Origin of the sequence: Nonomuraea lactucae, assembly GCF_003313395.1 — a bacterium.
GTDB classification, from domain to species: Bacteria; Actinomycetota; Actinomycetes; order Streptosporangiales; family Streptosporangiaceae; genus Nonomuraea; species Nonomuraea lactucae.
Map to the genome: position 1 here is coordinate 1 of NZ_QNFZ01000986.1, position 11813 is coordinate 11813.

The 11813-nt window shown below is 72.5% G+C and carries 8 protein-coding genes; all 8 read right to left on the minus strand.

The features are described from left to right. A partial coding sequence (locus DQW85_RS35190; RefSeq protein ID WP_162795630.1) for an AMP-binding protein occupies positions 1-296 on the minus strand: 296 nt, incomplete at its 3' end. After that, on the minus strand, positions 293-1510 hold the full coding sequence (locus DQW85_RS35195) for an acyl-CoA reductase (protein ID WP_113704075.1): 1218 nt from the start codon (positions 1508-1510) through the stop codon (positions 293-295). The genes DQW85_RS35195 and DQW85_RS35190, both read right to left, overlap by 4 nt. Further along, positions 1500-2579 carry a LuxE/PaaK family acyltransferase gene (locus tag DQW85_RS35200; protein WP_162795631.1) on the minus strand — a complete coding sequence of 360 codons (1080 nt, stop codon included), beginning with the start codon at positions 2577-2579 and terminating at the stop codon, positions 1500-1502. The genes DQW85_RS35195 and DQW85_RS35200 overlap by 11 nt, the downstream gene beginning before the upstream one ends. A 41-nt stretch (positions 2580-2620) precedes the next feature. After that, entirely contained in the window at positions 2621-3325 is a 705-nt protein-coding gene (locus tag DQW85_RS45070) for a cupin domain-containing protein (protein ID WP_162795632.1), read from the minus strand. A gap of 28 nt (positions 3326-3353) precedes the next feature. Further along, positions 3354-4457, minus strand: coding sequence for an LLM class flavin-dependent oxidoreductase (locus DQW85_RS35205; protein WP_113704077.1), 1104 nt, complete (start codon positions 4455-4457; stop codon positions 3354-3356). Further along, complete coding sequence (locus tag DQW85_RS35210) at positions 4454-5668, minus strand: coproporphyrinogen-III oxidase family protein (RefSeq protein ID WP_113704078.1); 1215 nt, start codon at positions 5666-5668, stop codon at positions 4454-4456. The genes DQW85_RS35205 and DQW85_RS35210 overlap by 4 nt, the downstream gene beginning before the upstream one ends. Beyond that, positions 5665-7482, minus strand: a complete 1818-nt coding sequence (locus tag DQW85_RS35215) for a RiPP maturation radical SAM C-methyltransferase (protein WP_162795633.1) — start codon at positions 7480-7482, stop codon at positions 5665-5667. Before DQW85_RS35215 ends, DQW85_RS35210 begins: the two co-directional genes overlap by 4 nt. 10 nt (positions 7483-7492) lie before the next feature. Then, on the minus strand, positions 7493-11812 hold the full coding sequence (locus DQW85_RS35220) for a non-ribosomal peptide synthetase (protein ID WP_275888285.1): 4320 nt from the start codon (positions 11810-11812) through the stop codon (positions 7493-7495). Position 11813 lies beyond the last annotated feature (1 nt).

The window sequence follows — 11813 nt, forward strand, 5'->3', positions numbered from 1 at the left end:
TCGATGATCAGGCAGGCCAGGCCGGCCGCGCGGGCGAGGTCCGCCAGGTGCCGCGCCGGGTGCGCCGGGTCGAGCGGCACGAAGACGCCGCCGTGGGCCAGGATCCCGAGGAGGGACGCGACGACGAGGGCCCGGTCGGCGACGAGCACGCCGACGTGCGCGCCCGCACCGATCCCCGCGTCCCGCAGCCGGTCCCGCACCAGCGATGCGGCGCCTTCGAGCGCCCGATAGGTGATGGCCTCGCCCCGGTGCTCGATCGCGATCGCGTCCGGCGAGCCCGTCGAGAAGGCTCTCATCGCACGTTCACCTCCGGAACGACGTCGATTCGGCGCGACAGCGCCCGGATCAGGTCGTGCCCGTCCCAGATCAGGCTGAAGTCCAGCGCGCGGCCCAGGGGCACCACCCGGCAGACCCCGCGCGGCCCGGCGTCCAGCAGCAGGTCCGCGAGCTCATCCGGGGGGACACCGAAGTAGGAGAGCGTCTGCACCTTCCGGTCGAGCAGCGGGACGATGTCCGCCAGCCGCTTCACCCGGGTCTCCACGAACACGCCGCCACCCGGATGCCGGTCCAGCAGATCCGGCGCCGGCTCGTCGCACCACACCCTGCCGATGCCGTCGCGCCTCGGGCTCACCGCCGACGCCCGGCCGCGCGCGGCAAGGGAGCAGGCGTACTCCAGACCCCTGACCGCGTCGACCGACGCCCCCTGCCGCCCGGCCGCGACGAGTTCGCCCAGCAGGCTCCAGAAGCTCGCGCGGGCCTCCTCCACCTCGTCCCCCAGCCACACCACGAGGAGCGGGGAGGAGCAGGCCCGCTGACCGGCCGCGTAGCCGTCGGTGTGGAAGCCGCGGACGTGCCGTGTCCGGTCGCGGCAGGCGAGCCACGCGCCGGCGTCGACGACGGCCAGTGACCGGCGGTCGGGGAAGACGAGCTCCTGCGCCCCCGCCGGGAGCGGGACCGCCCTGACCGCGGCGACCGTGTCGTCACCGCCCCAGACCACCCTGACGTCACACCGGTCGCTGAGCGCCCGCGTGCACTCCGCCGCGTCCGCCTCGTAACGCACGCACGTCACGTAGCCGGACAGGGCGCGGTGCTCGGGCGAGGCGAGCAGCTCGCCCAGCCTTTCGCACAGGTGGGCGACCTCGGGGAACTCGCGCGAGGGCAGGCGGACGACGTTCGCGTTCCCCGCGAGCAGCCCCGCCGCCAGGCTGTAGGCGAACACGAGCGGGACGTTCGCCGGGCAGACGTGGAACACCAGGCCCCTGCCGAGACAGCGGGTCCCATCGCCGAACCTCGCCCGCCACGTCTCCACCGCGGCGCGACGGCACCAGAGCGCGAACGCCGTCACGTCGGGGTGCCGCCGGACGTCCCCCTCCAGCAGCGCCCCGGAGAGCGCGTCGAGGAACCCGACGACCTCCTCGTGGAAGACCGGGCGCGCGGGCAGGCCCCCTCCCGGAAGGCCGCCCACGATCAGCCGGAGCCCGGCAGCCGCCGGAAAACCGTCACCGGACATCGCCGCACCCCTTCGCCTCGGCCGCGGGCAGGCGGCGGGTCACCACGAAGTACCTGCCGCGCCTGCCGCACCGGCAGTCGTCCTCGCCGAACACCACACCCTCGTCCTCGGTCAGCAGGCTGTGCCCCGGATACGACCTGGGCAGCACGGACAGGGTCTGCAGGATCCCCGGCTCGCCGTACGCGCAGGGCAGGAAGTCCCGTGGCCGCCGCGTGAACACCTCGGAGAAGGTGCTGCAGTGCAGGAACCCCTCTGGGCACTGCAGGAAGACCGAGCCGGCCTGCTCCGCCATCCCGTAGTAGTCGATCACCCGGCGCGCGCCGGTCAGCTCCAGTGCCGCCTTCCTGAAGTCCCCGTCGCCGACACCGGCCAGGCTCTTCCACCCGCCGCCGTGGATCACGGTGGCCCCGGCGAGGTCCAGCCGGGTCCCACGCTCCCGCAGGGGGGTCAGGAGATGCCGCCAGATGATCGACGTCATGCCGAAGACCAGGAAGGGACCTCCCGCCGTGCGGTCCAGGAAGGCGTTGATCGCCGCGAGGTCGGGCCGCAGGTCGTCGGTGAGGGCGAACGTCCGGCCCGAGCCGAACATCGAGAACCCCAGGACGGCGACCGCGCGGCCCGGGATCTCCGTGACCCGTGGACAGTCCACGACCAGCAGGGGCAGCCGGCTCGTGCCCAGGACGCCGGTGACTATGGTCGCCAGCGCGCGCATCTGGAGCAGCGCCGTCGTCCTGTCCAGGACGACTCTCGACACGTTCCTCCCGCCGGTGCCGGAGGAGGTGAGCACCCGGTCGCGCTCGGACCGCGGCACGCTGACCAGCGTGAGCCGCTTGAAGAGCCCTGCCGGAAGGAACGGCACCTCCTCCAGCTCGACCTCCGGGCCGGGCGTGAAACGCATGGCGTCGAGCACGCGCCGGTACGGCGGGCAGCCCGCGCGGTGGTGCTCGGTCAGCGAGACGATGAGGTCGCGGAAGACCGTGCGTTTCCACGCGCCGTCCGTGCTGTACGGAGGGCGCGTGAAGACACCCGCCGGCTGCTCCGCCGCAGCGGTCCCCACTGCGGTCCCCACTGCGCTCCCCTCTGGGGTCGCCACCGGGGTCGCCACCCGGCTCAGTAGCCGGTGAACAGCGGGTAGCGGTCCTTGCCCAGCTCGCCGCTGAAGCCCGCGACGACCCACACGGTCTCCTCGTCGGGGCTGGTCCACTCCACGCTTCTCTCGGTCTCCGGGCCGATGATCACGTAGTCGCCGGGCGCCATCCTCCCCTTCTCGCCGCCGACGCTGACCACGGCCTGCCCCTTGAGCAGCAGCAGGCACCCGTTGTCACGCTGGACGAGATCGACATCCTTGCCGGACCGCTCGCCCCGGGTGACGATGCTGTCGATGCGCACGTCGGGCGTCTCGACCAGGGGCAGCACCGCCGGGGTCTCGGGGAAGATGCTCTTGAACCGCCGGTCCTTGCGCTCGAAGAGGTTCGGACCGGGACGGCCGCCTTCCTCCAGCGGGCCCTGGAAGGAGAACTTCACCCAGACCGTCTCCCCGGCCCGGCTGGTGTGGTCGACCCGGTTGGCCTGACCCGGCTCGGTGGTGATGACGTCGCCGGGCTTCAGGGAGACCTTGCCGGCCTCGTTCTCGTACTCCAGCGTGAGCTCCCCGCGCAGCAGGATGAGAGCGTCGAAGGCCGGCTGCTCGCAGACGACGCCGTCCGGAGAGACCTGGCCCTTCGCGATGATCCGCTCGATCTTGATGTGCCTGTTCTCCACCAGGACGTCGACCAGGGCGGAGTCACGCTTGCCGAAGATGTTCTGCGTCCTCATTGCCTTCCTTCCGGATTCGTTTCTCCGTCTACTCGCCGGCCGGCCGCAGGTCGGCCAGCCTGGGTACGACCTCCTCCCGCATGAGGGACATCGAGGTCAGGAACCGGCCGGGGTGCGGGCCGGTGTCGAACTGCGACATGAGGAGGGTGCCGAACCCGCCCACCTCTTCGTAGAATTTCCGGATCTTGTCGGTGACTGTGGCGACGCCGCCCACCATCCACAGATGGTCCAGGGCATAGGAGACGTCGATCGCGCTGTCGGGCATCGCATGGTCGTGCTTGAGCTCGGCCAGCCCGCCGAACAGGGCCAGGACACGCCGGAAATAGTCCATGAAAGCGCGCGGCATCGCGCTTTCCAGGAACTCGCTTCTCGCCTGGTCGTCGGACTCGGCGACGTAGACGACCCGTGCGATCCGCCAGTCGCTCCTGCTCGCGGCCCTGCCGGAGGCGGCGGCGCCGGCCAGCACGGTGCTCCAGTGGGATCGGGCGAGCTCCGCGCCCGCGTCCACCGAGATGGGAATGAACCCCTTGCCCGCTCCCCATCTCAGCGTCCCGGAAGCGGGCGAGGTCCCCGCCACGGCTATCGGCGGATGCGGACGCTGATAGGGGCGCAAATGGTACTCCCAGCCCGTCTTCCGGTTGGGAGCCGGGATGGTCAGGTCCCAGAACTCGCCCTTCAGCGTGTCCGGCTCCGTCGAGCCCCACAGGGCGAGCATCATCTCCACCGATTCGGCCATGCGCCGCCGGTGCTCGTTCGCGCGGGCGTCGATGCCGGTCATCGCGAAGTCGGACGGCGTTCCGCCCGCCCCGATGCCCAGCATGAGACGGCCGTGGGACAGGTGGTCCAGGGCGGCGATCTTGTGCGCCATGACGGCCGGGTGGTGGTGGGCCAGGACGTGCACGCCCGATCCCAGCCGGATCCGCTCGGTCAGCCCCAGCGCCTTGGCGATCAGGAGCTCGGGCGCGGGCAGGTTCTCCCACCGGATGCAGTAGTGCTCCCCGATCCAGGCCTCCGCCAGGCCGAGGCGGTCCGCGTGCACGAGCAGCCGGAGATCGTCGTCCCAGCACTGCGCCGGACTCCTCTCCGGAGGGTGCAGGGGCGGGACGAAGAGCCCCAGGTCGACTCCGCTCATCGAACCTCCTCCTCGATCTCGCCGAGGGCGAGAATGCCGTCGAGGGTCAGGGCGATCGACTCGCCGCTCTCCTCCACCCAGCCCCGGCGTGCCATGGACCGGATCGGGCCGGCGAAGACCTCGCCGGCCTGCCTGCCGAACCGCCGGGCGAACGTGGCCGCCGGAAACTCCCTGAGGCGCAGGCCGTACATGAACGCGAACCTCATGTGCCCGGCGTCGGACAGGGGCCGCGCCCGCTCGCCGTCCCAGCGGCCGGCCGCCATGGCGGCGAGGTAGGCGTTGACGCTGCGGTCGTTGAACCAGAGCGTGCCGCCGATGCTGCTCATGGCCGACATCCCGAAGCCGATCCAGTCGTTGGCCAGCATCTGCCACTGTCCGTAGAGATGCCCGCCCGCGGCGCCGCGCGCGTAGTGGAACGCCGAGTAGCGCTCGTAGCCGCATGCCCGGAGCACCTCCATGCCGGCGGCGAGCTGCTCCCTGTGCTGTGGCGCCGGAGCCGCCGCCACCCGGCCGCGACGCACCAGCCTGTCCAGCGCGGTCCCCTCGTACACCCAGAGCGGGTAGAGGGCGATGTGGTCGACCCCCGCCTCCGACAGCGCCTCCAGGTCCGCGACGACGGTGGCCACGTCGCTGCCCGGCAGGCCCAGGATGATGTCGGCGCCCACGTCCCGGATCCCGGAGGCGCCGGCCGCGGCGAGGGCCTCCCGCGCGTCGGCGCCGCTGTGGCCGCGGCCCACGCCGTCAAGGAGGTCGTCCCGGAAGGTCTGGACCCCGACGTTCAGCCGCAGCGCCGGGAACCGCTGGAGCACCTCCAGCTTCTCCGCGGTGATCGACGAGGGGTAGCCCTCGACGACGATCTCCCTGACCGCGCCGCAGCCGAACTCGTCGAGCACGAAGCTCAGCAGGTCATCGAGGGCCCGCGCGCTCAGGAAGGTCGGGGTGCCGCCCCCGATCTGGAGGGTCTCGACCCGCGCCTCGCGGAGCTGGTCGCGGAAGTGCGCCATCTCCCGCTTGAGCGCGGCCACGTACGCGTCCACGAGCGAGTCGCCCCGCCGGCGGCCGGCGACGACCGCGAAGTCGCAGAAGTGGCAGCGCCGGTCGCAGAAAGGGATGTGCACGTAGAGCGCGATCGGCCCAGGCGGCACCGTACGGCTCCGCGACGCGGCGGCCTCACCGGCGACCCTGGGGAAGTAGCGGACCGGCTCGCTCATGACGCCTCCAGCGTGACCAGGTTGAGGAACTTGCCGTCCTCCTCGAACAGCAGGCCCTGCCCGGCGAGCCGCTCGATCTCCTTCCCGATCGCGCCCTCCGGTTCGCCCAGGTGCCCGCTCGCCCGTTCCACTCCCATCGGCCGCTCCAGCGCCTCCAGCAGGGCGGCCCCGAGCGGCGAGACCTCGTGCCCGACCCACGTGCCCCCGCGCGAGTCCAGCACGTGCTCCCGTCCGGCGAGGCGGAGCACGGGCGCGAGACCGCCGTCGCGCCGCGTCCACCGCGCGATCCAGTGCTCCACCGCGCTCTCCACGCGCCGCCGCCACCGCGCGAGGTTCAACGCGTAGCCGCCGCGGTGGTTGTGGTCGGCGAAGAAGTAGGCGAACTCCGTGCGGTCCGGCTCGGCGAAAGGGAAGACCAGCTCGTAGAAGTCAGCCGGGCGCAGCTCCAGGCCGAACCGCGCCGGGTGCTGGTGATAGGGGCTGTAGCGGTCGAAGCGCACCGGGAACGTCGCCCCGGGCGGCGGCAGGTGGAGCAGGAGGGGGATGTCCCGCAGATACTTCGCGTAGACCGCCGCGTCCTCGCCCGGGAACCCGATGAGCAGGTTCCAGTCCACCTCCACACCGGCGTCCCTTGCGTTCTTCAGGAAGTCGATGTTGGTGAACGCGGTGGTGCCCTTGCCCATGAGCGTCAGCACCGAGGTCGCGAGCGCCTCGATGCCGGGCTGGACGCGGGTGACCCCGGCGGCGGCGAGCTGCTTCAGGCGCTCGGCGCTGGACAGGACCCGCATCTCGTAGAAGACGCTCGCGCCCGCGGGGGCGCGCATGAACGGGAGCACGCTCGCGAAGTACGCCGGGTCGAGGATGTTGTCCACGGCGAAGAACCTGGACACCTCGGGATACCGGGCGAACAGCTCCTCGAACTGGGCGAGGGCCTGCCCGCCCGCCATCGAGCGGAACTTCATCGTGGTGCCGTTCAGGCCGCAGAACGTGCAGTGGGACCGCTCTCCCCACCAGCAGCCGCGAGACGTCTCGAACAGCAGCTCGGGGCGGACGTCCGGGCAGTTGGCGCGGAGCGAGGCGAGGAAACCGTCGTAGTCGAGCGGCAGCCGGACATCGAGGTCCTCCTCGGCTCCCAGCGTCGCGCCGAGCCGCTCGACGTTGCGGCTGGAGTAGACCCCGCGGATCTCGTGGCAGGCGTCGAGGTCGTCGAGGAGGAGACGGCGGACGAAGGCCGGGAACGACCTGAGCGCCGGTCCGGAGAACACGAAGTCGAAGGCCGGCACGTTCCGCGCCAGGACGCGGCCGGCCGACAGCTCGCAGCCGGCGCCGCCGATGACGGTGACCGTCCCCGGCGAGCGCGACTTCAGCCGTCTCGCCATCGCGATCGAGGCCGCCGTCTGGTCGAACATCGCCGTGAAGCCGACCAGGTCGTACTCGTCCAGCGCATGGCGCTCCACCAGCTCGTCGAGGAGCCCGTCGAGGAGCTCGCGGAGCGAGAGCAGCTCGTCTAGGCGTGCTCCGACGCGGCCGGCGCGCCCCAGCGAGTGCCAATAGCGCCGCAGGTAGGCGCCGGCGTTGTCCGCGAGGTCGGGGAAGGCCGCGCGGCGGAACAGCCAGTCGGTCAGGCCGGTGACCGTCGTCACGCCGTCGTCGCTCAGCGCGGCGTAGACATCGGCGCCGATCGCCCGCGCCACGTCGTGGTTCAGGTAGTGGACGTCGACGCGCACCTCGCCGGGAAGGTCGCGTTCGAGCACCGCCTTCAGCTGGGTGAGGGCCAGGGAGGGGATGTGCAGGCCCGCGAAGGGCATGTTCACGAGCGCGACCCTACGCATCCGGACCGCCTCGCAGCCGTACGCGCAGGGCGAGGTGGGCCCGCTCGCGTCTCAGGACTTCGCCGAGCCTGACCACCAGGCCGGGAACGCTGTCCGCGGCGTAGGAGTCCGCCAGCTTCATCTTGGTCAATACGTTGACGACGTGTTCGAGATCCGCGACGGTCTCCTCCACGGACGCGGCCGCCGGCCCGTCGCGCAGGATCGCGCGGAGCCGGAACGCCTCCAGCCGCCGGCCCTGGAGGATCTCCCCGGTCAGGAAGTGCAGGTGGGGCAGCCGCCTCCGGCACTCCTCCCGGTCGCGGAGGACGCGGGGGAGTGCGGCGTCCAGCCGGTCGAGCGCCGCGGCCGCCTCCCCGTCCGCCGCCCGCATCCCGTCGCGGGCGAGCCGCGCGGGCTCCAGCCCGCCCGTCTCCTCGCCCCGGGAGGCGACCACGAGACTCCGCGCGGGGTCGAACAGCTCGCGGAAGCCCTCGTGCGCGGCGCGCAGGACGTCGAATCCGATCGTCCCCGTGCGGTAGAGGCCGGATTCGAGGGAGTTGTTCTCGACGATGTCGAACCGGCGCTCGGCCAGGTCGTAGCCGAAGAGCAGGAAGGTGTCCGGTGCGTGCCTGGTGCCGTGGAAGTGCGGGCGGCTCTCCAGGTGGTAGCAGTCGACCTTGACGATCACCAGGGCGCCCGCCGCCAGGTGCTCGCAGGGATCGGCCCAGGAGGTCGCCGTCTCCAGTGCCACCCCCGCCCGGCGCAGCAGCTCCTCGGTCGGCAGGGCCGAGACGTACGCGTGGCGCACGCCGACTCCCGCCCGGTTCCCGGCGTCGAGCTCGTAGGTCGGGCACAGGTTCGCCGCCAGCAGCGCCGGATCGCGGCCGTAGAACGCCATGACCGCCGCCAGGGCCTGATGGGTGCAGTCCTTCAGGAACACCTCGTTGTACGGCCGGACCGGGTGGCGCACGCGCGGCGCGATGGACGTCCCGCGGCGCAGGGCGGACTTCAGGCTTTCGAGCTCGTCGTCGTCATAGTCGGCCACGAGGCTGCTCAGCTCGCTCAGCAGCCGCTCACGGCGGCTCTCGCGCCGCGCGGCGGGCGCCTGGCGGGCCAGCAGCGCGCTCAGCTCCGCCACGGTGGGGTGCTCGAAGACGTCCACGACCTCCAGCGCGAACCCCTTGCCCGCCAGGATGCTCACCACGATGTTCGCGCCGATCGAGTCGCCGCCCACGTCGAAGAAGCTGTCGGTCGCCGAGATGCTCCGCGCGGGCACGCCGAGCACGTGCGCCCACGTCTCGCGGACGAGCTCCGCCTCGGGGCGGCCCGCCTCTCCGTCCGGCGTGACCGCCGGATCCGGAAGCGCCGTACGGTCGATCTTGCCGTTGCGGGTCAGCGGCATCTCGGGGATCCGGACGAGTACCGCGGGCACCATGTAGCGGGGGAGATGTTCCTCCAGGTGCCGGCGGACCTCCGCCCGGTCCAGGCCCGGCACGGCGGTGTAGTAGCCGGTCAGCCGCACGCCGCCCCCGTCCTCGCGCGCCGTCACGACGGCGTCCAGCACGCCAGGGACGCCTGTCATGTGGTGCTCGATCTCGGCCGGTTCGACGCGGTGGCCGCGCACCTTCACCTGGTGGTCGCGCCGCGCCAGATACTCCAGCTCGCCGCCGGGCAGCCAGCGGGCCAGATCGCCCGTGCGGTACACGGTTCGGCCCGGATCCAGGGGATCCCGGACGAACCGGCCGCGGGTCAGCTCCGGCCGCTGGAGGTAGCCGCCCGTCACCCCGGTGCCGCCGATGTAGATCTCGCCGACGACCCCGATCGGGCAGGGCTGCCGGTCCTGGTCGAGGACGTACACGTAGGAGCCGCCGACGGGACTCCCCAGGTACGCCACCCCGGTGTCGAAGTCGCGCTGCTCGAAGCGCTTGTACGTGGTGTAGACGGTGGTCTCGGTGGTGCCGTAGCCGTTGTACAGGTCGACGGACCCACCGTGGCGCGCGTGCCAGTCCGCCAGCCGGCGCAGCTTGATCGCTTCGCCTCCAAGGATCACCAGCCGCAGGGACAGGCCCGCCGCGTCCCGCAGCGCCTCGTCGGCGAGAAGGTAGAAGGCGCTGGGCGTCTGGCAGAGCACCGTCACCTTCTCCTTGTCCAGCAGCGCCAGGAGCCGCCGCGCGTCGACGGCGACGTCCTCCGGAACGATCACCAGGGTCGAGCCGTGGAGCAGCGAGCCGAAGATCTCCCAGACGGACACGTCGAAGTTCAGGCTGTGGAAGAGGGTCCACACGTCGGACGGGGTGACGCGGAACTTCGCCCCCGCCTCGCGGACGAGCCGGACCAGGCCCCGCTGGCTCACCAGCACACCGTTCGGCCGGCCGGTCGTGCCGGAGGTGTAGAGCACGTAGGCGCCGCCGGTCGGGTTGTCGACCCGCTCCATGTCGAGCGGGGAGAGCCGGGAGAGATCCTCCGTCGCGAGGTCGATCACCGCCCCCGCGAACGCCTCGGCGGCGTCGTCGACGATCGTCGTGCCCGCGAATGCCTCGGCGGCCTCGTTGACGATCACCGCGCTCGCTCCGCTGTCGGCCAGCAACTGCCGGATCCGCGCCTCGGGCGTGCGCGGGTCGATCGGCAGATGCGCCGCGCCCGCCTTGTGCGCGGCGAGCATGCCGACGATCGCGGCGATGGACCGCCCGCAGGCGACCGCGACGACGTCGCCGGGCGACACGACCGCGCGCAGCCGCCGTGCCAGCCGGTTGGCCTCCGCGTTGAGCTCCCCGTAGGTGAGGGAGCGGTCGCCGAGCACGAGGGCGACCCCGGCCGGCCGCATGGCCGCCTGGTGCTCGAACAGCGAGGCGACGGTGCCGCCGTCCCGGTCCCGGTGCCCGGCGTCCCCGTGTCCGGCGTCCCCGTGTCCGGCGTCCCCGTGTCCGGCGTCCCCGTGTCCGGCGTCCCCGTGCTCGGCGGCCCGGTCCTCGGCGCGGTGGGACTCGCCGCGCCCCCACGCCAGCACCGTGTCGCGTTCGGCCGGGCTGAGCAGCGCGACGTCACGGACGGGCGTCCGGGGCTGGGAGCAGACCGACGCCAGCAGGCCCACGAGGTTCGCCGTCATGCGTTCGACGGTGTCGCGCCGGAACCGCTCCACCGCGTACTCGATCGCGATCCGCGGGTCGCTCCGTTCGAGGTCCACCTCCAGGGTGAGCGCGAACTTGGCCGCGCCGTTGTGCGCGTCCAGCCGCCCGGCCTGGACGCCGTCGAACGCGAGCCGGGGGCCGCCGCCGTGCAGCATCGCGATCGCCACGCTGAACAGCGGGTTCTCCCCGTACTGCCGGTCGACGCGCAGCCGCCGCGCCAGGTCCTCGAACTGGACGACGGAGTCGGCGAGGTCCCCGGCCACGCTCGCGCGCACGTCCCCCAGCAGCTCGGCGAAGGGGCGGTCCGGGTCGACCTCGACGACGAACGGCACGGGGTTCAGGAAGAGTCCCACCGTACGGTGGTGGACCGGGGTCCGCTGGGACACGGGCGCGCCGATGGCGACCCGCCGCTGCCCCGTGTAGCGGTACAGCAGCAGCCCGAACACCGCCAGGAAGAACACGAACGGCGTGACGTCCTGCTCCCGGCACATCCGCCCGATCCGGTCCGCGAGCTCCTCCCGCAGCCCGGCGCGGACCACGTCGCCCGCGAACGTCGGCCTGCGCGGCGCGTCGCGGTCGTACGGCAGCCGCAGCGCCTCCAGGTCCCGTGCCCGCAGCTCCTCGCTCCAGCGCGCCAGCCGCCGCGCGTACTCCGGCGACGCCTTCCGCGCGAGCTGGGCGGCGGCGAAGCTCTGGTACGGCGGGCCCGGCGCCCCCGGTTCCGCCTGGTTGTAGAGGAGCGACAGGTCGTCGAAGACGACCATGAGGGAGGCTTCGTCGACGATGCTGTGGTGGAAGTCGAACAGCAGGCGGCGGCCGTCGCCGGCCGTGAGCAGCGCCACGCGGAACAGCGGCGCCCGCGACAGCTCGAAGGGCGCCAGCGCCTCCCGCAGGTCGTGACATCTCAGGATCCGGATGTCGCTCACGTCCGTCACCTCGCGCACCGACCTGCCGCCGGCGATGCGGAAGCAGGTGCGCAGGGACTCGTGCCGCCGCATCAGCTCGCGGACGGCCAGGCGCAGCCGTTCCTCGTCGAGCTCCCCGCGCAGCTCGAACAGGACCGGGATGTTGTAGCCGGTGTTCGGCGGCTGGGAGAGGGTGAGGGCCACCACCCTCTCCTGCGCCGGGGAGAGCGCGCCCTGGTCGTCGCCGGCCGACGCCGGGCAGGGGCGGCCGGTGGGGCCGCCGCCCGCCGCTCCGGCGATC

What these genes read in the sequence shown, in the direction of transcription:
- DQW85_RS35195 (WP_113704075.1), bottom strand. Translation starts at nt 1,510, where the DNA reads ATGTCCGGTGACGGTTTTCCGGCGGCTGCCGGGCTCCGGCTGATCGTG.
- DQW85_RS45070 (WP_162795632.1), bottom strand. Translation starts at nt 3,325, where the DNA reads ATGAGGACGCAGAACATCTTCGGCAAGCGTGACTCCGCCCTGGTCGAC.
- DQW85_RS35205 (WP_113704077.1), bottom strand. Translation starts at nt 4,457, where the DNA reads ATGAGCGGAGTCGACCTGGGGCTCTTCGTCCCGCCCCTGCACCCTCCG.
- DQW85_RS35210 (WP_113704078.1), bottom strand. Translation starts at nt 5,668, where the DNA reads ATGAGCGAGCCGGTCCGCTACTTCCCCAGGGTCGCCGGTGAGGCCGCC.